This window comes from Geomonas paludis (assembly GCF_014193585.1).
GTDB lineage: Bacteria > Desulfobacterota > Desulfuromonadia > Geobacterales > Geobacteraceae > Geomonas > Geomonas paludis.
This window is the reverse complement of record NZ_BLXY01000001.1, coordinates 719,199-739,949: the sequence shown is the minus strand read 5'-3', so window position 1 is coordinate 739,949 and position 20,751 is coordinate 719,199. Positions and strand designations below refer to the sequence as shown.

Below are 20,751 nucleotides of genomic sequence, written 5' to 3'. Positions count from 1 at the left end.
CCTCGCTTCGCGCGGCTGCTTTTTTCTCTCACACCTCACGCAGCTGAAGCTACCCGAGTTAAAATGTCCGACGAAAAAACCGCCGTCATTTGAACTGGTTGCGTGGTACCGCGTGGCACCACGGTGGCCACAAAGTACAGTTAAGCTCGCAAAATGAGAGCTGGCGCCAGCGGTACCGGAAAAATCGCGCTGCGTCCGACGGTAAAGAGGGGGTGCCTGAGTGTCCATGGACAAGATTTCCCTGCGACTTTCCGAGGAGGAACGGGGGATGCTGCACGGGCAGGCAGAGGTGCTCGGCATCTCCCTTTCAGAACTGATCCGGGAGCGCCTTTTCGCTCCCCAGGGGCTCACGGTGAGCCTGCGGGTGGAGGAGTTGACGCGGCAGGTCGGTACACTTTCGGAGGGGGTTTTGCGGCTCGCGGAGCGGGGGGAAAACGCCCCCTTACCCGCGCCCGAAATGCCCCCCGCTTTGGGCGCGGCACTGGAGAGGATCGAGCGTTCCCTGTGCGATCTTTCGCAGCAGATCGGAGCACTGCGGGATGCCATCACGGAGCAAAAAGCGCAGCCTACCGGGTGGACCTCCTTCCTGTCCCGGAGCCGTTAGCAGGAAAAATTCTTGGACCAAAGCAGCCGTCTGTGGCGGCAGCTTTAACCGGTCCCGCCCGTGCTGCGGGTGGCGCTTCCGCTTGCGCTGCAGCTCCCCCCTTCGCACCGGCTATCGTTTAAGCCGGAGAGTCCCGCACCCTTTTCTTTGTTCATTCGCTAGTGCTAGCGCCCGAGTCTTCTGACCCGCTCCTTAATCATCTGGTCCGTGGCAAGATCGACTATGGCGCTTTCATCGAAGTCCCAGCGGCTTTGGACCTTTTTCGCCAGGTTGTGGAAGAGCCGGTAGCGCTCCTTTTGCCCTTCGCTTTTGACGAACCAGCGCTCCACTTCCCTGAAGTTCACCGGCTGTGAGGCCACCACCAGGAGCGCTTGGTAGAGGGCCTGGGCGTCATCCCAAGCGTAGAATTTCGCCAAGCGGTCCTTCACGCAGTCGGTCGGGCTCAGCATCCTGATTCTCCCGGATGGGGTCTCCCACTCGACGGGAGCCTTCGCCAGCTCGTTGCCGATCATCACCGGCCCTGGCGGGAACTCGAGGTAGACCGTGGTGCTGTCGTTCTTGAAATAGCGGTCTTTTTCGCTGTAGAAACCGATCTCTGCCAGGGCGCGCTGGATGCCGGACCGGTCCCGGCAGCTGGTCTATAAAGTCGAGGTCGTCCGAGTGGTATCTGTTCTCGGAATAGACGGACACGCAGCCGCCCCCGGACATGACAGCGGGATGCCGTGCCGGCGCAGGGCCTCGGAAACCTCCGCCGCGATCTCCTCCGGAGTGGCCTCACTGAAGTCGGTGCGATGTGTCATACCGTCTTTCCTTTCCTGCGCGGAGCGCCCCGGTAGATGAACAGGCGCTCGCGCTCCTCGGGGGCATAGCACTTGGCGACGTCCTGCAAAAGAAGTTGCAGGGAGCTGGCATAGGGACAACGCGGGCTGAACTCGTAGACGCGCAGGTTTCCCTGCTGTCCCTCGACCAGGATACCGTCCTTCTCCAGCACTTCAGCCGCGTTTTGCAGCGCGCTCCGGCTCAGTTCGGGGAAGAATGCCGCCATCTCCGACACGTACGCTTTTCCCCTGGCGAAGACGAACATGAGGACGCACTCCTTCGCCTTGGAGCCCAGCAGTCCGCTAAGATAGTACACCATGGTGTTGTTCCTCTCCATTTTGCACGCCCGCTATAGTTACCAAAATGTAGTAATTGATTATCATATTTTAGTTACCTTGCCAACCCCTTTAAAGTGCGAGATTTGAACAGCGGACAGCAGCACTTGATCACTCCTCCACCCCAGAGAGGGGTTGACGGAAGGATTGACGGCAAATATGGTTTATCCACAGGCACAAATTGTAATTTACCGTAAAAAATAAAGTGTTTGACTAATCTGACAATCGCCGATAACATTGACGCCATGCCTGACTTGCCATCCAAAATGTTTCCTATGCTCCCTACCGATCCTTCGGGTGAGCTCGCGGACTTGGCGCGAGATCTCCTTTCCCGCTCCTCCGTCCTTAGCGGCATCTTGCACCCCAAAACGCAAGAGGGGGTTGTCGAGCTGGTGCGGATCATCAACAGCTACTATTCCAACCTCATCGAAGGCAATAGCACCCACCCCGTTGAGATCGAGCGCGCCATGCGCGCCGATTATTCTCAGGACCCCGCGAGGCGCAATCTCCAATTGGAGAGCTTGGCGCACATCAGTTGCCAGCGAGCCGTAGAGGGGTTGACGGCAGAAACTCGCGAGGCTTTCGATCCTTCGACAGCTCACTTCCTCTCGTGGGTCCATGACGAGTTCTACAAGCTGATCCCGGATGAGATGCGCTGGGTGACCAACGAAAAGACCGGGGAAAAGGTAGAGGTCATCGGCGGGCAATTCCGGGAGCGCGACGTAGAGGTAGGAAGACACCTCCCTCCGGAATACGCCTCGCTACCGATGTTTCTGGCTCGATTCCACGATGCGTACCAGGCCGAAACGCTCCATGGCTTGGAACCCATTATTGCCGCTGCCGCCTCTCATCACCGGCTCGTCTGGATCCACCCGTTTCTGGACGGAAACGGGAGGGTTGCGCGGCTTTTCTCCGACGCCTACCTGAGAGCAATTCCTCTGCCTGGATATGGCTTATGGAATGTCAGCCGAGGCTTGGCGCGCGGCAAGGACAGATACATGGAGGCCTTGGCGGTAGCCGATGCCGGCAGGAGAAATGACTTGGACGGAAGAGGGAACCTGTCCAACGAAGGGCTCGTCTTTTTCTGCAAGTTCTTCCTGCTGACCTGTCTTGATCAGGTGGAGTACATGACGTCCATGCTTTCCCTTGATGGCCTCTTGGGAAGAATCCTTGGCTACGTGAAGCTCCGCGAGTTGAAGATGGCTCCGGCGCCACTACCCGACCAGTATCCCGCCCTGAGGGTGGAGGCCGCACATATCCTCCAGGAAGTGCTGCTTCGTGGAGAGATGACCCGAGGCCAAGCTGCCGCCGCTTGCCCGTCCCCGCGCATGGGTAGAGACATCCTCGCTCAGCTTCTGGCTGAAGGCCTCCTCGTATCTTCTTCGGCAAAAGGCCCCGTCAGAATGGGGTTCCCGGCGCACGCCGCAGGACGCCTCTTCCCCGACCTCTTCCCTATGGGTACCTAACATAAAGGGGCGGCTCCCTCACAAGGACCGCCTCCGTCCCTCCCTCTTTCTGGCACTTGAAGTTGGCGCTCTTTCGTTTTGAACTGTGGTCGCACTCTTCTCGAGTCAATTGGGGCAGTCATCTTCCACAGCAGTTTCCTGTGCAACAGTATTAATATCACGAGCTTCTAAAATTGCCTTGGCTGCACCGCGACGGGCTACTGTAAGCATTGCTTTTCCAATAATTTCAGTTGTTAATATCATATTGGGCAGGAATGCGCGGAGTATAGGCAGCAGCGGCTTGAGTATTGTGTACACGATCCGATACGCGGTCGTTTTGGATCGTGCGCCATGTAACGGTTGAATAATACCTGGACGGAATAAATATACAGCTTTGAATGGCAATCGTAACAAGTCATTCTCTGTCTTGCCTTTAACTCTTGCCCACATGCTACGTCCTTGCTCGGTACTGTCAGTACCTGCACCCGACACATAAGTGAACGTCATTTTTGGATTTAGGCGAGCCAACGTCTGAGCTGCTGCAAGAGTCAGATCATGGTTTAATCGGGTATATTCAGCTTCTGATAACCCTGCTGCTGACACCCCAAGGCAGAAGAAGCACGCGTCAAAGCCATGCAGGTCTGATTCGATTGCCCTGTAGTCAAATAGGTCTGTATGCAACAGTTCCCGCAACTTCGGGTGGCGTTGCCCAGAAGGCGAGCGTCCAAGAGTCAGGATGCACTCGATGTCATCCGCAAGAAGACATTCACGCAATACTCCCTGCCCAACCATACCAGTGGCGCCAAATATTATCACTTTCATTGTATTGAGCCCCTTCAATGTGAATACGGGTTCAACAAGTTATCTTGTGTAGCACTCCGCTTCTGGCAAGGAAGCGGAGTCACTGACATCTTGACCGACTTTTCTTGTTTTCCAACCGATAAAAACAGGGGTCACGGCCATATCATGAAATAACCCCTTTCAGTCGGCTTTAACGGAAACGGAGAAGTCGTGCCATTTACGATCATTTTCAGAAACCGCGCTATCCGAGTTGGCAACATATTCGACTGCATCCGCTCCCATTAAGATCTCGAATGGTGTGTCTTCACGGTTTGCGAGTTCGATGATCGCGTTGGCAATTTTAGCCGGATCTGACGATTCGTTGCCCGCCATTGACCGGAGCATTTTTGCAAATGCGCCTACTGTCTGTTCGTAAGGTGGACTAACAGGGGGAATGTTCATTGAGGCTCCCGCCCAATCAGTCCGGATTCCACCTGGCTCAATGGTGGTAACCTTGATACCTAACGGCGCTACTTCCTGTGCTAACCCCAGGGAAAACCCTCGAACAGCGAATTTTGCACTCTGATAAGCTGTCAATCCTGGACCTGAGAGTCGTGCACCAATAGAAGCAATCTGGAAGATATTGCCATGCCCCTGCTCGCGCATAATGGGGACAACAGCCTTGCTGACGTACACAACACCGAAGAAATTGGTTTGAACCTGCTGTGTGAAATCGTCGAGAGTGATGTCTTCGACAGACGCTGTATTTGCGTAGCCCGCATTATTCACAACAACGTCGATTCGGCCGAAAGTTTTGTGAGCTTGAGTTACTGTTGCCTGTACTGCTTCAGCGTCAGTAACATCAAGTGCTAACGGAAGTAGGCGCTCTCCATATTCGGCTGCCAAGTCATTGAGTTGCTCCGGCTTCCGTGCTGTCGCCACGACGGTGTAACCGGCTTTGAGCGCAGCTTCCACTACCTTACGTCCGAGTCCTCGTGAACTTCCTGTGACCAGCCAGACTTTTGTGTTTTTAGACATATACGTTCTCCTTTGTTAATATATAAACGAGCGAGTACTTGCTCATTTATGGTGGTAAAAAAACTAATCGTTTGCTACAGCGTTCCAGAACGCTTCGAAGCCGGCATTAGTATAGTATTCAGCTTTAGCAGGTTCTCCGACGATGAAATCCATTGAAGTATCTGCAAGCGACCCCATGATTGCGCATACAAAGTCGAACGGATAATCACGTAACAACCCGTTTGCTGTACTCTCTTGAATCATTTTAACAACATCAGAAAAAGCATCCAGCCCCAATGCTTTGGTTTGCTCACTCACGCGGTTCGACATACCAAGTTTAGCAAGAACTATTCGTTTCGATGGGTTTTTGATACCCCAGGCAACGTATTTTTCCCAAGCGTGTTTGATGCGGTTCTTAACGGTTTCAGCCTTCGGGTAGTCCGACATCATGGACTCACGAAGCTCTTCTTTTAAATAAAGGTAAAGGTGATTGAGCAGTTCATCCTTGTTGCTGAAATAGGTGAACAAACTACCCTCTGCAACCCCGGCAATTTTAGCTATCCGTGCAGTTGGGGCACTTACCCCATGTTCTGCAATTTCGAGGACCGCTGCGTTCAAAATTGCCTTTTGTTTGTCTTCGCTTTTGGGCCGCGCCATTATTTATCCCACTTTTTAACTGAGTAGTTACTCAACTATAGAGCCCAGCCGGAACAATTGCAAGCAAAATCTCGTGTCTAGTTCAAAATCACGATCTGGTTCCGGCTGGGCGGGCTCAATCTTTACCCTGCCACCCACGGAAAACCCGGAAGCCCCCTCTTTCTACCCTTTTTATTCCCCAGTCACCCAAAGTTCGAATCCTGAACAGCAGCCAGCGCAGATCCTGACCAGCCTGGCATTGCCACGACCAGCTGAAGCACGTGAAATCGGGCAGTTGGGGCTGGCATGTTCCATGCCTAAAGATTGGAGGATTCCAATTTTAAGCGGGTCCTGAACCTGGCCCGAAAGGAGGAAACTATGAACCGGCTGATGACGGAGCAGGAAACGGCCCAGATGGTGGGAATGTCGGTGCACTGGCTGCGCAGAAAGCGCTGGGAGGGGGGTGGCATCCCGTTCATAAAGATGGCCCAGCACGGTGCGGTGCGTTACCAGGAGGAGGCGGTGCGGCAGTTCATCGATGCACATTTTCGCACCAGCACCAGCGACCCCGGCAGGAGGTGAAACCAAGTCAGCAGCCTGAGCGGACCGCCCGCCTGTACGCGGTCCGCTCAGGCTGCCGTATCCCTAATTCTCGCAGCGCCCGGAACACGATGACAGGTGCGTCACGTGCAGGATCTCCTGAAATGGGGAGACTCATCGTTCCTTGAAGGGGTCGGCGCTTCTCGGGAAGACGTACAGTTCGAGCCCCATCTTGTACAGCACCTGGAGCGCTTTACCCAGTTCCGCCGTTTCCTTCCCGTTCTCCAGTTGGGAAAGGAACTTGGTCCCGACCCCGGTCATTCCTGCGGCGGTTTCCTGCCGCATCCCGATTTCCTTGCGCTTGCTGCGAATGGCCTGCCCGAGATCCTTGGCGCTGACGACCCTGCCGTAGATTGCCTCACCGACCCTTGTCTTTTGTTCTTGGTCCATGCTTCCCTCCGTTTTTCCGTACGGACACATTACACCTGATCTCGCGGGGAAACCAACCAGAAATTACCGTACGGACATATTCAGCAGGTTTGTCTAGAGGTTCAGACCTGCGAATTCGTACCATCGGTAGTGGAGAGGAGCTCCTCAAAGCGGGAGGTCCGGGAGAAGAGACCTTGGGTGGAGGGGGGCTGGTAAAGAACTGGCTGCAGCCCTATACTGAGGTGTAGCAAAGCAATCCGCAAACACCTACCTGAAGATGAGACAAAATGTAGCAGAATCAGGAGTGAGTTTTTGAAGTTATAATTAACTTTCTTTAATTTTTTTCGTACCCATATCGTACCCACCATAGATAACCAGTTAATTTCACTGAAGTTGTCTTAAACTTCCTTTACAAGACGGTGAAGGTTTAGTCGGCGGGGGAAAGTCTGGTAACAGCGCGCGGTTTACAGCCCCATCTTGCGCACGGCGAAGATGACCAGCATGCCGCAGAGCATGGCGGCCAAGGTGTTGCGGGTGCGAAGAACGACGATGGCGGTGAGGGCGGCGGCCATGAGGCCCCAAACGCCTTCGGCGACGATGGACGGCAACACGAGCGAGAATAACAGGGCGCCGGGCAGGGCATCCATGCCCCGACGGAAACGCCCGGAACGCGGGAAACGGGAAGCCAGCAGCAAACCTCCCAACCGCAAGGAATAGGTGACCCCGGCGGCGAGCCCGACGGCGATCAACACCTGCGGCTCAATAGCTGGGAACATCTTCCACCTCCTCCACCTCGTCGGTCTCGCACGGGCTCAACATGGCACTGACGGCACCGGCCAGACCGCCCGCGACGATATACCACTTCCCCGGCAGGAACTTGTGAGCCAACAGAGCGGCTGCTCCGGCGACAACCCAGGGCAGTATGTCACTCTTGCCGCGCCACAGCCCCACAGCAAGCGCCGTGAAAACGGCGGTGAAGGCGAAATCGAGGGCGTACTCTTCGGGCCTGGTGATGAAACCGCCGCCAAGCAGACCGATCAACGTCCCGCTGCTCCAGGCGAGGTACAGGAAAACGCCGCCGCCGAAGAGAAACCAGGTGGTGGCGCTGCCGTTGCGCTGCTCGGACATGGTGACGGCCCAGTTCTCGTCGGCGACCAGGTGCATCATCCCCATCTTATGCAGCAGCCCACGTCCGCTGAAGAGCGGGTCGAGCGAGGCGCCGATCAACAGGTAACGCAGATTGATCACCAGGACGGCGAGGGTCATCTCGAAGATCGGCATATGGTTCGACCACATGTCGACCATGACGAACTGCGCGGCACCGGCAAAGACGGCGCTGTTCATGTACATCATGTCGAGCCAGTTCAGTCCCTTCTGCGCGGCGAGCACACCGAGCACACTGCCATAGGCCATGGCGCTGGCGGCGACCGGCACGTTGGCCCTGGCCCCCCTGATCATCTCCGGCTTCCTGTGTTTCATACTTTCACCTTGGTGTTGGCTACTTCAGGCAAGTTTTCATCCACGGTCACCCTACTACGATGGGCTCTCGGGCAAAAGACACAGATAGCACTAAAAAAGAGGCGGTATTGTGTGGGGCGGGTGGGCATAAAAGGTTCAGATGCTGTTCACGTCGATCATCGCTTCGCCCATGACGTATTCGGTCTTGGCATCGCGGGAGGCTTCGGCAAGGCGGGCTACGATGCGACGGATCTTGTCGAGCTCACCTTTCAGGTCGGTCAGATGGGTGCGTGCCTTCTCGTTCCCCTCGCCCAACTCCTTGGTGGCCAGGTGCAGATGCCACAGTATCGCGGTCAGCGGGTTGTTGAACTCGTGACTGATGGCGACTGCCATCTCCCGCAACAGCTTCAGCCTCTCGAACTCGACCGCCATCTGCTTCTCTCTTCGTGAGGCGAGGTGCAGTGAGACGCGGGCTACCAACTCTTCCGGGTAAAAAGGCTTCACGATGTAATCATCAGCGCCGGCCTCGAACCCTTTCACCTTTTCCCCACTGGTGTCGCAACTGGTTAGAAAGATCACCGGGATCTCCCGAGTTGCCACGTCCCCCTTCAGCTGCCGACAGATGTCATAGCCGTTCATCCCGGGGAGATTGACATCGAGCAGGATCAGATCCGGTCCGATTTCCAATGCGACGGACTTGGCCAAGGCCCCATCTTCCTGCAGGGTGACCTCGTACTCTCCCCTGAGGATGTCCAGCACCTGGGCCTGCGCCACCTTGCTGTCTTCTACGGCGAGGATCTTTTTCATGGCTCTCTCCAAAAGGCGACGGGAAACGAAGCTTCACCGGGACGTGGGGGCTGCAGCTTAACATTCCTGTGAGCCCGAAGCAACGTATGTGTGTGTGAGTGGATCCTAAAGGCAAATCCCCCTGCCCCTCTTTCATAAGGCTGTGTTAGCCATCCGTGTTGGTATTCCCCTTGATCTCGTTCCCAAGGTCCGCCTTGGGAACGCAATGTCTCTGCGAAGTTCCAACTCCCTCGGATGCAAAGCTGGAGCTTTGCGCCATATGAGGTTCCCAAGCTGGAGCTTGGGAACCAGGAAAAAAGCAAATCCCCGCCGCCCCCCCTTCACAAAGGGGCGAACGTTTTGGAACTGCTGCAAGATGACGTGGTTATCTGCGAGGAGGCTGGCGGGGTAGGAATCAGGATGGCGCAAGGACTGGAAGCCGAGGAGCGGGGGAGCCGCAGCGGCTCCCCCACCATGTCGCTACATCTTGGTGACGGTGAAATCGACGCGGCGGTTCTTGGCCTGCCCGGCCTTGGTCTTGTTGTCTGCGATGGGTTGGGTGTCGCCGAAGCCCTTGGCGGAGAGACGGTTGGCCGCTACGCCTTTCTTGTCGACCAGGTACTTCACGACGGCGTCGGCGCGGTCCTGGGACAGTTTCATGTTTGCTTCGGGCTTGCCGACGTTGTCGGTGTGCCCGTCGACCTGCACATGGAAGCCGGGATAGTCGGTCATGATCGCAGCGATGGCGGTCATGGTCTTGTCGCAAGCGGGATCCACCTCCGCCTTGCCGGTCTTGAACTTGATGGGACCTTTCTCGTTCTGGACCTTCTTCAACTTCTTGGTCACAGCACTGAGAGCGCCCTGCTTGGCGGTCGACGCAGCCTCTTTCCCGAGATCCTTGCCGAGGCCTTTTACAGCGTCGAGCGCGGCATGTGCCACGCCGGAAACCATCAAAGAAAACACGGCAGCTATAGCAACTTTCTTCAGCATGATTACCCCTCCTGTTTTTTTGTCGGCTGCCGAAGCGCTCCCGTTGAAGCTCCCGGACAAGGCCGATGCAAATCTTATCTCGCCTGCCCGATCAGTCAATGATCAGACTGAATCTTTGCCTTGTTACGTCGATCATCCTCACAAAAGGATCAGCATGGGGGATTTCGCACAGCGCCAGCCGAAAACAACCAAAAAGGTTTTGACTGCACTGCTAAGTGAATGGTAATTTCTCAAGAATCTTCAGAAAGTGCTTGTACATAAATGACTGGAGGACGCGTGAACAAAGCAGCATCCGGCAACGATGCACAGCTGATTGAGACAAGGGCCCTTTCCTTGGTCATGTTCGCGCTTGCCGTCCTGATCCTGTATGCCTGCAGCTTGTACTCGTACCTGCTGTTCCATACCATGGTCGAAGTCTTCTGCGTCCTCGTCACGCTGGGCGTCTTCCTCCTGGCCTGGAACTCGCGCCGGTTCCTGGACAACCACTACTTCCTGTTCCTGGCGATGTCGTTCGCCATCTCCGGGGTCCTGGAGTTGCTGCACACCTTCGCATACAAGGGGATCGGCATCTTCGTCGACTTCGACGCCAACCTCCCCACGCAACTCTGGATCTCCTTCCGCTACGTCGTCAGCCTCTCTTTCCTTGCAGCGCCGCTCTTCATCAAGCGCAAGCTTAACCTCCCGGTCACCCTGGTCGCATTCGCCACAGTCACCGGCCTGCTCATCCTGGCCATCTTCACCGGCCATTTCCCCGACTGCTTCGTCGAAGGGAAAGGGTTGACCCCGTTCAAGATCTACAGCGAATACATCGTCATCGCCATCTTACTGGCCGCAGCAGCGCTATTGTGGTCCAACCGCAACAGCTTCGACCGCCGCGTGCTGGTAACGCTTGTCGCCTCGGTCCTGTGCGCCGCCGCCGGAGATGCCGCCTTCACCCAGTACTTGAGCGTCTACGACAGGGCCAACCAGGTTGGCCACTTCTTCTTGTTCCTCTCATCCTTCCTCATCTATCGTGCCGTGGTGTCGACCGGCCTCAAGGAACCGGCCGCCATATTGTTCCGTAACCTGGAGCAGAGTGAGCAGGCTCTCAAGCAGAGCGAGGCCCGGCTGCAGCGCGCCTTGGAAGAACGGACCGGTGAGTTGATTGAGAAGGAGGAACGTGAAGCCGCACTCAAACGCAGCAACGAGCGGCTCGACCTTTTGGCGGATACGGCGAGCCAGTTGCTGCAAAGCAAAGATCCCCGACAACTTGCGACAGTGTTGTGCCGCAAGGTTATGGAATTTCTCGACTGCGACGTCTTCTTCAACTACCTCGTGGATGAAGAACAAGGTGGGCTGAAACTCAATGCCTGTGCCGGCATCAATCAGGAGCAGGCCTCGGCTATCGAGCGGCTGAACCTGGGCGTTGCGGTCTGCGGCTGCGCGGCGCGCGACGGCTGCAGGATCGTGGCGGAAAACATCCCGGGATCCCTCGACGCCCGTACCGAGTTAGTCAAGTCTCTCGGCGTAAAAGCGTACGCCTGCCACCCGCTGCTGTCCCAGGGGCGGGTGCTGGGAACCCTCTCCTTCGGCACCTGCAGCAGGACCAGCTTCAGCGAAGACGATTTGTCCCTGATGAAGGCAGTCGCCGACCAGGTATCCATCGCCATGGAGCGCAACCTCATGGAAGAGCGGCTGCGCCAGGCGAAGCTGGCGGCCGAGGAGGCCAGCAACACCAAGAGCAGGTTCGTGGCCAACATGAGCCACGAGCTGCGCACCCCGATGACCGGGGTGCTCGGCATGCTCGACCTGGCGCTGCTGACCCCGGATGCCACCGAAAGATCAGACTACATCCAGACGGCGCAGAGGTCGGCGCGCTCGCTGCTGCGGATCCTGAACGACATCCTGGACCTGGCCAAGGTGGAAGCCGGCAAGTTCACCCTGGACCTCCGGCCGTTCTCCCTGCGCGCCTGCCTCAGCCAGGCGGTCGACATCGTGATGCCCGAGGTGAAGCGCAAGGGGTTGGAGCTTGATCTGCAGGTGGAAGATGGCCTCCCCGACCACGTGCAGGGGGATCAGGTCAGACTGCGCCAGGTGCTCACCAACCTGGTGGGTAACGCGGTGAAGTTCACCGAGCACGGCGGAGTCGCCATAGACGTGCGCGCTGGAGAAGGAGTCAATGACGGCCAGATGGAATTCCGCTTCGCCGTGCGCGACACCGGCATCGGTATCCCGGCGGACAAGAGGCACCTGCTCTTCAATTCCTTCAGCCAACTTGACGACTCCAATACCCGCAGCCATGGGGGCACCGGGCTCGGACTGGCCATCAGCAAGGAGATCGTTGAGCGGATGGGAGGAAGCATCGTCGTGGCAGGTGAAGCGGGCGGAGGGAGCTGCTTCTCGTTCTCGGTTCGGCTGGACCTCATCGAGGGCGAGGCGGAGGTGGAACCTCCCTTGCCGCGCCCTCCTGCCCAACCGGTAGAGACAGCGGCAGCGGCAACGGGACTCAGCAGGCGCCTGCTGATCGCCGAGGACGACCCTACCATTCGCCAGGTGCTGGGGACCATGCTGGGGAGGCTTGGTTATCAGGTGGATTTCGCTGAAGACGGCGAACAGGCGGTGGAAAAGTGGCAGCGGTCCAGCTTCGACATGATCATCATGGACGTACAGATGCCGCATCTCGATGGCTTCGAGGCGACGCGGACCATTCGGGAGCTGGAACTGCGGCGCGGGGGACGGCTACCCATTCTCGCCATGACCGCGCACGCCATGAAACAGGATCAGGACCGCTGCATTGCCGCCGGCATGGATGACTACATATCGAAGCCCATCGATTTCAGGGAATGCCTGGCGAAGATCAGTGTTCTGTTGGGATGATCAGTTTCAGCTGCCCCCCGGTTCCGGCCAGGCCAGCAGGTCGCGTTCCTGGTGCAGTTGGTAGGGCTTCAAAGAGTACGAGCGGTAGGTTACGCCGCCATCGTGATTGAGCAGCACGGAGAGACGCTCGCGCATCACGTGGCTGGTCACCATCCCGACGGCCTCTGCTGCCGACACCCAAGCGGCGGCTTCGCTGTCATCAGTCGGGTTCAACTCCCCCGAAATGTATCGTCCCAGGAAGGCGAAGATGAGCGCGGAGGTGGGGGAGACCATGGACCACACCGCAGCGAGGGGGCCGATCTCAACGCGGACGCCGGCCTCTTCGGCAACCTCGCGGCGCACAGCGGCAACCAGGTCCTCGCTTTCCTCCACGCGCCCCTGCGGTATCTCCCAGCCCCGCTTGCGGTGTCGGATCAACAGCACCCGGTTTTCATCGTTGCGCACCAGGCATCCCACCACCACGGTATGTCGCGGATCTTTTTGTTCAGTCATCCCGGCTCCCCTTCCTGAAATTGCCATCGCGGCGCTATCCACTATGCCATTGGCCGGCCATCGCTGGCAACAACCTAAACCGTTAGCCACGGAGAAAATCTGAGGAAATCTGAGAAAGGCAAAAACAATAGACTCTGGTTGTTAGCTTCTCTCCGAAGTTCTCAGATTTTCTCCGTGGCTAATGGTTTTAGGGTTTTAAAAACGACAACGGCAGTGCTGTGCATCTCTTCTTCCCCAACCCCGAAGATGCCAGACACTGCCGTTGCCGTATCGTTCTTGCTGCTATGCCTTGAACCTTAGATCTCGGCGTTCACCTCGGCGAGGGACTCCTCGAGGATGGCCATGCCGCGCTCGAGCTGCTCGTCGGTGATGACCAGCGGCATCAGCAGACGGACCACGTTGCCGAGGGCGCCGCAGGAGAGGATGACCAGCCCCTTGTCGTAGCAGAGCTTGACCAGCTTCTTGGCCTGATCGCCGGCGGGCGCCTTGGTGTTGCGGTCGCGCACGAGCTCCAAGGCGAGCATGGGGCCCTTGCCGCGCACTTCGCCGATGATCTCGTACTTCTGCTGCATCTCGTCGAAGCGCTGCTGCAGCTTCTCGCCGAGCTTCACGGACTGGTCCAGCAGACCGTCGTTGAGGAAGATGTCGAGGACGGCGAGGGCAGCCGCGCAGGAGAGCGGGTTGCCGCCGTAGGTGCCGCCCAGTCCGCCCGGGTGCGGCTGGCTCATGATCTCGGCGCGACCGGTGATCGCGGAGAGCGGCATGCCGCCGGCAAGGCTCTTGGCGGTGGTGATGAGGTCCGGCTCGATGCCCCAGTGGTCGATGGCGAACAGCTTGCCGGTGCGCCCCATGCCGCTCTGGATCTCGTCGATGATGAGGAGGATGCCGTGCTTCTTGCAGATCCCCTGCACGATCTCGAAGTACTCCTTGGGCGGGGTGACGAAGCCGCCCTCGCCCTGGATCGGCTCGATGATGATGGCCGCAGTCTGCTCGGCGGCAACATAGCCGGTGAAGAACTCGTCGAGCTTGTGGGCGCAGGCGCAGCCGCAGCTCGGGTAGCTCCCGCCGTAGGGGCAACGGTAGCAGTATGCGGACGGGATGCGGTAGCTCTCCGGAGCGAAGGGACCGAAACCGTACTTGTAGGGCTTCACCTTGGAGGTGAGGGTCATGGTCATCAGGGTGCGGCCGTGGAAGCCGTTCTCAAGGGAGATGACGCCCGGGCGCTTGGTGACGTAGCGGGCGATCTTGATGGCGTTCTCGACCGCCTCGGCGCCGGAGTTGGCCAGCATGGTCTGCTTCGGGGAACTGCCCGGTGCCAGCTCGTTCAGGCGCTGCGCCAGTTCGATGTACCCCTGGTAGGGAGCGACGTGGAAGCAGGTGTGAATGAACTTCTCGGCCTGCTCCTGGATGGCCTTGACGACCTTCGGGTGGCTGTGGCCGACGTTGTTGACGCCGATGCCGCCGGCGAAATCGATCAGGTCACGTCCGTCGACGTCGGTCATGATGGCCCCCTGGGCCTTGGCGATGAAGGCGGGGCTCAAAAGTGCTACCCCTCCGGGGACGTGTTTGTTGCGCAATTCCATCAGTTGCTCGTTACCAGCGGTCATGGGTGAAGCTCCTTTGCCTAGTAGTTGGTGACTACCGGGTTCCTGTGAGGATCCCGGTAAAGGTGTCGGATCGAAGGGACGGACCTCGTTCAGTCCGCCCGGTCATCCCCCTACTACAAAGACCGTACCAAGGTGTCAGAGAGACACCTGTATCAGCACATATGACTGTTGACGTAAAGGTTAATCGGCAGCTGCCCGGAGCTGGTGAGAAAGGCGAAACGTCCCTAACAGTAACGCCTTATATGTATACTGGCAGGGAAGCATGCTCCGCACTATAAGTAGGGCCGAGAATGTCATACACGAAAAGAAAGGACTTTGAGTACTGAGGGTGGTAAGAAGAGCTATGACTGTTTCGGGGTTGTTCTATTATTTACTCTTGAATATTTGATTCATTTCTGCATAATGCGCCTCAAGGGGGATATGGTATACGCCACAACTGCCCGTCCCTTCTAGGCCTTCAGCCCCGGTGAACGAGAGTAGCAGAAGGAGACGCGCCGCCGTGAATACGTCACTCAACCCAGTGGAATTAATCGGTTTTTCCAGCGGAGGCGAACTGCGCTCGGACGCCTTCTACCAGGCCATGGTCAACGCCGTCGATGTCGGCATCCTGGCCGTCAACACCTCGGGCATGGTGATCCTTGCCAACCGGGCGGTCCGGGAGAGCTTCGGCGCCTTCCAGGGGGTGCACCTGAACGACGTGCTCCCCGACCTGTGGCCCAAGGTCGCGCAGCGGCTTCTGGGGCACGCGCGCAACACCGAGATCTCCGTGCGCGGCATCGAGTCCAACTTCCTGGTGCGGGTGAGCCCGATGCTGCTGGACCAGGAGCAGGTAGGTGCGGTCTGCGTCTTCGTCGAGAGCACCGAGCTGGAAGAGATGGCCAAGCAGATGGAGTTTTACCAGGGACTTACCCGCGAACTGGACACCATCATCGATTCATCCTCGGACGGCCTCTGGATCTGCGACGCCGACGCCAACGTGGTGCGCATCAACCCTGCCTCCGAGCGCATCAACAACGTCCAGGCCAAGGACGTGGTCGGGCGTAACATGCGCGACCTGATCAACGCCCGCGTTTTCGACCGTTCCGCCACCCTCGAGGTGCTCAGGACCGGGACGCGGGTGAACCTCCTGCAGCAGCGCGAGGGGCGCAAACTGATCACCACGGCGGCCCCGGTCTTCGACTCTGCCGGCCGCATCACCCGGGTCGTGGTAAGCGAACGGGATATCACGGAAATCGACAACCTGCAGCGCGAACTGGAGGACCAGGAGGCGATCCGGGACCAGTACCGCAACCAGATGCTGGAAATGCAGCAGGAACAGCAACTGGAGAACCAGCAGATCATCGCCCGCAGCCCCGCCATGCTGAAGGCGCTGCGCCAGGCGCTCAAGGTCGCCAATGTCGAGTCGACCGTGCTGATCCTGGGCCCTTCCGGCGTGGGCAAGGGGCTCTTCGCCGACCTGATCCACAAGAACTCGGAGCGCGCCAACAAGCCGCTCATCAAGATCAACTGCGGCGCCATTCCCGAATCCCTGATAGAATCCGAGCTCTTCGGCTACGACAAGGGGGCCTTCACCGGCGCCCAGTCCGGCGGCAAGCCGGGCTATTTCGAGCTCGCCGACGGCGGCATCCTGTTCCTGGACGAGATCGCCGAACTGCCGCTCCCCTCCCAGGTAAAGCTTTTGCGCTTCATGGAGGACGGCACCATCATGCGCCTGGGGAGCACCCGCCCCCGCGAGGTGAAGGTACGCATCCTCGCCGCAACCCACCGGAACCTCGAGCAAATGGTCGAGGAGGGCAAGTTCCGCCTCGACCTCTACTACCGCCTCAAGGTCATCCCGATCCACGTCCCTTCCCTCAAGGAGCGCAAGGAATGCCTGCTCCCCCTCATCCTGCATTACATCGAGTGGTACGCAAAGAAGCACAAAACCAGCAAACGCCTCTCCCGCGCGGCCTGCGACACCCTTTTGGGCTACCCCTTCCCCGGCAACGTGCGCGAGCTGATGAACCTGTGCGAGCGCCTGGTGGTCATGACCGAGTCCGAGGTGATCAGCCTGCAGGACCTCCCCGCCGACGTGGCCAAGGGTGACACCAGCGAGGCGACCGCACCGGCGCAGTGGCCCGAGAGCATGACCCTGCCGCAAGTCATTGAAAGTACGGAGCGTGCGCTGCTGGCCCACGCCATCAAATCCCACGGCTGCCAGGCCGACCTGGCCGAGGCGCTGGGCGTGAGCCAGCCGACCATCGCGCGCAAATTAAAACGCTACGGGCTCGCCTGCTGATGGCGCGACCCTGTATACGCCCCTTATTCACATGTGAATAATTTTGCCGTCGACCAGGGGCGCCTCGGCGGGGCGCCACCCCCCTCCTGCCACCCCTGCATCGCCCCGTTCACCGTTCATTGTCAGTAAGCATGCGGAGTTTCGCCAAACCCCGTTCTGCAAATTCCTCCTTTGCCGCCGGGAAGGGCCAATTGGCATGCTTTCTGCTGTATACAGGCTGCCAGCGCCGGGAGGTGCGGGCACCGGGTTCCCTCGGCCGACGGTAGCCGACGTCGTCGACCGCACCGGCTGCGAACCCTGAATGGAATGCGATGCAGGTTGTTTCAAAAACTTTTTTTGGCACATCAAACAACAGGAGGTAGCACAATGAAGTTTGGATTCGTCAGGGCACTGCTGCTCATCGCAGCCCTCTTCGTGGCCATCCCGGTCCACGCGGAGCAGAGGAACTTCTTCAAGATCGGTGTCATCACCGAGCTGTCCGGGGACCTGGTCACCGGCGGCAACATCACCAAGCGCGGTTACGACCTCTGGGCGCAGGAAGTAAACGCCAAGGGCGGCATCGAAATCCAGGGCAAGAAGTACCCGGTCAAGCTGGTGTACGCCGACGCCCAGTCCAACCCGGCAGCCGGCGCGGCAGCGGCCGAGAGGCTGATCACCCAGGAGAAGGTCGACTTCATCCTCGGGCCCTACTCCTCCGGCGTAACCCTCGCCGTGGCCCCGGTGGTCGACAAGTACAAGATCCCGATGATCACCGGCTCCGCGGAGAGCCCGCTCATCTGGAAGAACAAGTTCAAGTACACCTTCGGCACCATCCCGCCGATCAACTTCACCGGCGCTACCTCCATCAAGACCCTGACCGAGATGAAGCCGGCTCCGAAGACCATCGCCATCATCGGCTCCAACGATGCGTTCTCCAAGGCTACCGCCGAGTCCTACAAGGCTGCCGCCGAGAAGGCCAAGCTGAAGATCGTGAAGTTCAGCATCGTCCCCTCCGGTCAGGACATGACCCCGCTCCTCTCCGCAGTACGTAGCATGAAGCCCGACGTCATCGCCTTCGGCGGCCACGACGAGGAGCACGTGAAGTTCGTGAAAGCCCTCAAGCAGATCGGCTACACCCCGAAAGCCCTCCTCATGCACTGCGGCATCACCGACAAGGCATTCATCGACGCGGTCGGCAAAGACGGCGAGCAGATCTTCGGCACCACCTGCTGGACCGGCACCGCCAAGACCAAGAGCAAGGTGCTCTGGCCGAACGCCGCTGCTTACGCCGCCGCTTCCCAGAAAGCATTCAACAACCCGGGCGACTACACCCAGGGCGGCTGCTCCGCCGCCGGCATCGCCTTCCAGACCGCGCTGCAGAAGATCGGCGCCAAGCCGGGCATGGACGAGGCTACCCGCACCAAGCTGATCACCGCTCTCGAGCAGATCGACGTGCAGACCTTCTACGGCCGCGTGAAGTTCGCCACCTCCGGCGAGTTCTACCACGCCAACGTCGGCCTCGACCCGCTCACCGTCCAGATCCAGGGCGGCCAGGTCAAGACCGTAGGCCCGAAGGCTTCCGTCGAAGCTCCGGCCATCTACCCGATGAAAGAGTGGAAGTCCCGCTAATAGCTGCATGAAGCATCCCCTGCCGGCAGCAACCGCCGCCGGCAGGGGTTCTTCCCGGCAACGGGGGAACCACCACGGCCAGAGCGGCCCGGGCGGGCAACCGCCGCCGGTCCAGACGGACCACAAACAAAGTAGCTGCACTATTCGCTGGAAACGCAACGCTGGAGGACTTGCTTTATGATGGAACTGCTGCCACAAGCTTTGACCGACGGGATACTGCTGGGGGGGATCTACATCACCATCGCCATCGCATTCTCGCTCACTTACGGGGTCATGCACGTCATCGACTTCGCCGTCGGGGAATGGATCATGTTCGGGGCCTTCACCGGCTACTACCTGAACAAATGGACCGGCCTCGATCCCTTCCTTTTTCTGCCGGTCATTTTCGTCCTCTACTTCGGGGTCGGCTACGTGATCCAGCCGGTGATCCACCGGGTGCTTTCCGGGACCAAGGGTAACCCCTTCCTGATGGGCCTCGTCTTCACCTTCGGCCTGGCCATCATGTTCCGCGGGCTCGCCCTCACCGCCTTCGGCTTCTACTCGAACTCGATCCCGTCCGCCTTCTCGGAAGGATCGTTCAACCTGGAGCCGCTGGGGCTGACCGTGACCATCCCGACCGTGCGCCTGGTGGGGCTTGCCTACGCGCTGGGCATCACCCTGATCCTGCACTACCTCTTGAAAAAGACCAATTTCGGCCTCGGCGTCCGTGCGCTGGCACAGCACAAGGATGCCGCCGGTCTCATGGGTGTGAACAGCAAGCGCACCGGCTCCTACGTGTACGGCATCTACGTCGGCATCTCGGCCATGACCGGCGTGCTCCTGGGCTGTATCCTCTCCATCGGCGCCCAGATGGGCAACGAGTACACCATCTTCGCTTTCTTCGTGGTCGTGCTCGCCGGCATGGGCTACCTGGCCGGCGTGCCCTGGGCGGCGCTGCTGCTGGGACTGGTGCAGTCGATCTTCATGATCTACTTCAACCCGAGCCACACCCTGCTCGCCGTCTTCGCCATCCTCTACATCATCCTGCTGATTTCCCCGCGCGGGCTGTTCGGCAAGGGGGTCTGACATGAAAAATCGTGGCGCAACCATACTGGCCATCATCGGTGCCGCCCTTTTGATCCTGCCTCTCGTGGTGCACGACACCTTCGTCTTGCGTGTCCTCACCGAGGGAGTGATGTGGATCGGGCTCGCCATCGCCTTCGACGTCATCGCCGGCTACACCGGCTACCTGAACTTCGGTCACGGTGCCTTCTTCGGCATCGGCGCCTACACCATCGGCATCCTCATGATGCAGGCGCACCTCCCCTTCTGGGCGGCGCTGCCGGCCGGCGGCGTTGCCGCGGGCATCGTGGCCCTCATCGCCGGCATCCCGACCCTGAGGCTCAAGGGCGCCTACTTCGCCATCGCCACCTGGGCGCTCTCCCGCGCCATCCAGCAGCTCGCCCTCAACATGGAGATGACCGGCGGTCCGGACGGCATGCGCCTGGAGGCGTTCCTGAACCCGCAGTTCTTCTACTACCTGATGCTGATCACGGTAGGCGCCACCTTCGCCATCCTCTGGTACCTGCTGGAACGTGCCCCCTTCGGGCTCAAGCTCAAGGCGATCCGCGAGGACGAGGAAGGGGCCAAGGCGCTGGGCCTCAACCCGACCAAGCTGAAGATGCAGTCCTTCATCCTCTCGGCGCTCCCCACCGGCATCCTGGGCGGCATCTACGCCTACTGGATCACCTTCATCGACCCCTCCTCGACGCTCGGGGACCTGGTCAGCGACCAGGCGGTGGTCATGGTGGTCTTCGGCGGCATGGGGACCCTGTTCGGACCGGCACTGGGAGCCATCCTGATCTTCGCCTTCAAGACGATCTTCTGGGCCTACCTGTCCGACTTCCAGCTCCTCTATCTCATCATCCTGGGCGCGCTGATCGCCATCAGCGTCATCTTCATACCCAACGGCCTCTGGGGCACCCTGGTCAAGCGCAAGGCGGGTGCCACCAGGCCCGAGCAGAAGGCGGAACCGGCATCGGAGCCCGCGGCTCTTTCCGCCGTGGCAGCACCGGAAGAGGGGAACTAACTC

The 20,751-nt window shown here is 59.0% G+C and carries 20 protein-coding genes; 8 read left to right on the top strand and 12 right to left on the bottom strand.

Annotated features, from left to right (window positions below; translation table 11 throughout):
- Positions 1-226 precede the first annotated feature (226 nt).
- The gene (locus H7687_RS02960) at positions 227-604 is read left to right on the top strand and encodes a YlcI/YnfO family protein (protein WP_183344933.1); all 378 of its coding nucleotides are present in this window, start codon (positions 227-229) and stop codon (positions 602-604) included.
- A gap of 164 nt (positions 605-768) precedes the next feature.
- Here the strand turns inward: H7687_RS02960 and H7687_RS02955 are convergent, their stop codons facing one another.
- Together H7687_RS02955 and H7687_RS02950 are read right to left on the bottom strand one after the other, a co-directional pair.
- Positions 769-1,116 (bottom strand): hypothetical protein, encoded by a 348-nt coding sequence (locus H7687_RS02955; protein ID WP_183344932.1) that lies wholly within the window; start codon positions 1,114-1,116, stop codon positions 769-771.
- 284 nt (positions 1,117-1,400) lie between these two features.
- The gene (locus tag H7687_RS02950; protein ID WP_183344930.1) at positions 1,401-1,742 is read right to left on the bottom strand and encodes a helix-turn-helix domain-containing protein; all 342 of its coding nucleotides are present in this window, start codon (positions 1,740-1,742) and stop codon (positions 1,401-1,403) included.
- 408 nt (positions 1,743-2,150) lie between these two features.
- Between H7687_RS02950 and H7687_RS02945 the strand changes: the two genes are divergently transcribed.
- Positions 2,151-3,224, top strand: a complete 1,074-nt coding sequence (locus tag H7687_RS02945; protein WP_246404546.1) for a Fic family protein — start codon at positions 2,151-2,153, stop codon at positions 3,222-3,224.
- 105 nt (positions 3,225-3,329) lie between these two features.
- On the opposite strand, the gene H7687_RS02940 is transcribed toward H7687_RS02945, so the two are convergent.
- From H7687_RS02940 to H7687_RS02930, 3 genes are all read right to left on the bottom strand, one after another.
- A complete protein-coding gene (locus H7687_RS02940) occupies positions 3,330-4,025 on the bottom strand; it encodes an NAD-dependent epimerase/dehydratase family protein (protein ID WP_183344928.1) in 696 nt (231 codons plus the stop codon).
- 159 nt (positions 4,026-4,184) lie between these two features.
- Positions 4,185-5,021 (bottom strand): SDR family NAD(P)-dependent oxidoreductase, encoded by an 837-nt coding sequence (locus H7687_RS02935; protein WP_183344926.1) that lies wholly within the window; start codon positions 5,019-5,021, stop codon positions 4,185-4,187.
- Between the two features lie 63 nt (positions 5,022-5,084).
- A complete protein-coding gene (locus H7687_RS02930; protein ID WP_183344924.1) occupies positions 5,085-5,657 on the bottom strand; it encodes a TetR/AcrR family transcriptional regulator in 573 nt (190 codons plus the stop codon).
- 357 nt (positions 5,658-6,014) lie between these two features.
- Here H7687_RS02930 and H7687_RS02925 point away from each other — a divergent pair, with 357 nt between their 5' ends.
- Positions 6,015-6,218, top strand: coding sequence for a helix-turn-helix transcriptional regulator (locus tag H7687_RS02925; protein ID WP_183344922.1), 204 nt, complete (start codon positions 6,015-6,017; stop codon positions 6,216-6,218).
- A 132-nt stretch (positions 6,219-6,350) separates the two neighbouring features.
- Here the strand turns inward: H7687_RS02925 and H7687_RS02920 are convergent, their stop codons facing one another.
- From H7687_RS02920 to H7687_RS02900, 5 genes are all read right to left on the bottom strand, one after another.
- Positions 6,351-6,626, bottom strand: a complete 276-nt coding sequence (locus tag H7687_RS02920; RefSeq protein ID WP_183344920.1) for a helix-turn-helix domain-containing protein — start codon at positions 6,624-6,626, stop codon at positions 6,351-6,353.
- A 443-nt stretch (positions 6,627-7,069) separates the two neighbouring features.
- Positions 7,070-7,381 (bottom strand): AzlD family protein, encoded by a 312-nt coding sequence (locus tag H7687_RS02915; protein ID WP_183344917.1) that lies wholly within the window; start codon positions 7,379-7,381, stop codon positions 7,070-7,072.
- Complete coding sequence (locus H7687_RS02910; protein ID WP_183344915.1) at positions 7,365-8,084, bottom strand: AzlC family ABC transporter permease; 720 nt, start codon at positions 8,082-8,084, stop codon at positions 7,365-7,367. Before H7687_RS02910 ends, H7687_RS02915 begins: the two co-directional genes overlap by 17 nt.
- A gap of 135 nt (positions 8,085-8,219) precedes the next feature.
- Positions 8,220-8,870: an ATP-binding response regulator gene (locus H7687_RS02905; protein WP_183344913.1), complete on the bottom strand. Its 651-nt coding sequence runs from the start codon at positions 8,868-8,870 to the stop codon at positions 8,220-8,222.
- 459 nt (positions 8,871-9,329) lie between these two features.
- Positions 9,330-9,839, bottom strand: a complete 510-nt coding sequence (locus H7687_RS02900; protein WP_183344911.1) for an OmpA family protein — start codon at positions 9,837-9,839, stop codon at positions 9,330-9,332.
- Positions 9,840-10,115: 276 nt separating this feature from the next.
- Here H7687_RS02900 and H7687_RS02895 point away from each other — a divergent pair, with 276 nt between their 5' ends.
- The gene (locus H7687_RS02895; RefSeq protein ID WP_183344909.1) at positions 10,116-12,695 is read left to right on the top strand and encodes an MASE3 domain-containing protein; all 2,580 of its coding nucleotides are present in this window, start codon (positions 10,116-10,118) and stop codon (positions 12,693-12,695) included.
- 6 nt (positions 12,696-12,701) lie between these two features.
- Here H7687_RS02895 and H7687_RS02890 read toward each other — a convergent pair whose 3' ends face one another.
- Positions 12,702-13,187, bottom strand: a complete 486-nt coding sequence (locus H7687_RS02890) for an NUDIX hydrolase (protein ID WP_183344908.1) — start codon at positions 13,185-13,187, stop codon at positions 12,702-12,704.
- Between the two features lie 296 nt (positions 13,188-13,483).
- Positions 13,484-14,794 carry a 4-aminobutyrate--2-oxoglutarate transaminase gene (gabT, locus tag H7687_RS02885; RefSeq protein WP_183344906.1) on the bottom strand — a complete coding sequence of 437 codons (1,311 nt, stop codon included), beginning with the start codon at positions 14,792-14,794 and terminating at the stop codon, positions 13,484-13,486.
- Between the two features lie 499 nt (positions 14,795-15,293).
- On the opposite strand from gabT, the gene H7687_RS02880 reads away from it, so the two are divergent.
- The 4 genes from H7687_RS02880 (at position 15,294) to H7687_RS02865 (ending at position 20,748) form a co-directional block, all read left to right on the top strand.
- Complete coding sequence (locus H7687_RS02880; protein WP_183344904.1) at positions 15,294-17,072, top strand: sigma 54-interacting transcriptional regulator; 1,779 nt, start codon at positions 15,294-15,296, stop codon at positions 17,070-17,072.
- 366 nt (positions 17,073-17,438) lie between these two features.
- Complete coding sequence (locus H7687_RS02875; protein ID WP_183344902.1) at positions 17,439-18,680, top strand: amino acid ABC transporter substrate-binding protein; 1,242 nt, start codon at positions 17,439-17,441, stop codon at positions 18,678-18,680.
- Between the two features lie 177 nt (positions 18,681-18,857).
- Positions 18,858-19,745 carry a branched-chain amino acid ABC transporter permease gene (locus tag H7687_RS02870; protein WP_246404539.1) on the top strand — a complete coding sequence of 296 codons (888 nt, stop codon included), beginning with the start codon at positions 18,858-18,860 and terminating at the stop codon, positions 19,743-19,745.
- A 1-nt stretch (position 19,746) separates the two neighbouring features.
- Entirely contained in the window at positions 19,747-20,748 is a 1,002-nt protein-coding gene (locus H7687_RS02865; RefSeq protein WP_183344900.1) for a branched-chain amino acid ABC transporter permease, read from the top strand.
- Positions 20,749-20,751: the final 3 nt, after the last annotated feature.

Bases quoted from the DNA above. Each gene is read 5' to 3' on its own strand.
- H7687_RS02865 (WP_183344900.1), top strand. From the start codon at position 19,747: ATGAAAAATCGTGGCGCAACCATACTGGCCATCATCGGTGCCGCCCTT.
- H7687_RS02930 (WP_183344924.1), bottom strand. From the start codon at position 5,657: ATGGCGCGGCCCAAAAGCGAAGACAAACAAAAGGCAATTTTGAACGCA.
- H7687_RS02870 (WP_246404539.1), top strand. From the start codon at position 18,858: ATGATGGAACTGCTGCCACAAGCTTTGACCGACGGGATACTGCTGGGG.
- H7687_RS02915 (WP_183344917.1), bottom strand. From the start codon at position 7,381: ATGTTCCCAGCTATTGAGCCGCAGGTGTTGATCGCCGTCGGGCTCGCC.
- H7687_RS02905 (WP_183344913.1), bottom strand. From the start codon at position 8,870: ATGAAAAAGATCCTCGCCGTAGAAGACAGCAAGGTGGCGCAGGCCCAG.
- H7687_RS02940 (WP_183344928.1), bottom strand. From the start codon at position 4,025: ATGAAAGTGATAATATTTGGCGCCACTGGTATGGTTGGGCAGGGAGTA.
- H7687_RS02890 (WP_183344908.1), bottom strand. From the start codon at position 13,187: ATGACTGAACAAAAAGATCCGCGACATACCGTGGTGGTGGGATGCCTG.
- H7687_RS02875 (WP_183344902.1), top strand. From the start codon at position 17,439: ATGAAGTTTGGATTCGTCAGGGCACTGCTGCTCATCGCAGCCCTCTTC.
- H7687_RS02935 (WP_183344926.1), bottom strand. From the start codon at position 5,021: ATGTCTAAAAACACAAAAGTCTGGCTGGTCACAGGAAGTTCACGAGGA.
- H7687_RS02950 (WP_183344930.1), bottom strand. From the start codon at position 1,742: ATGGTGTACTATCTTAGCGGACTGCTGGGCTCCAAGGCGAAGGAGTGC.
- H7687_RS02960 (WP_183344933.1), top strand. From the start codon at position 227: ATGGACAAGATTTCCCTGCGACTTTCCGAGGAGGAACGGGGGATGCTG.
- H7687_RS02900 (WP_183344911.1), bottom strand. From the start codon at position 9,839: ATGCTGAAGAAAGTTGCTATAGCTGCCGTGTTTTCTTTGATGGTTTCC.
- H7687_RS02955 (WP_183344932.1), bottom strand. From the start codon at position 1,116: ATGATCGGCAACGAGCTGGCGAAGGCTCCCGTCGAGTGGGAGACCCCA.
- H7687_RS02910 (WP_183344915.1), bottom strand. From the start codon at position 8,084: ATGAAACACAGGAAGCCGGAGATGATCAGGGGGGCCAGGGCCAACGTG.
- H7687_RS02920 (WP_183344920.1), bottom strand. From the start codon at position 6,626: ATGGACCAAGAACAAAAGACAAGGGTCGGTGAGGCAATCTACGGCAGG.
- gabT (WP_183344906.1), bottom strand. From the start codon at position 14,794: ATGACCGCTGGTAACGAGCAACTGATGGAATTGCGCAACAAACACGTC.
- H7687_RS02925 (WP_183344922.1), top strand. From the start codon at position 6,015: ATGAACCGGCTGATGACGGAGCAGGAAACGGCCCAGATGGTGGGAATG.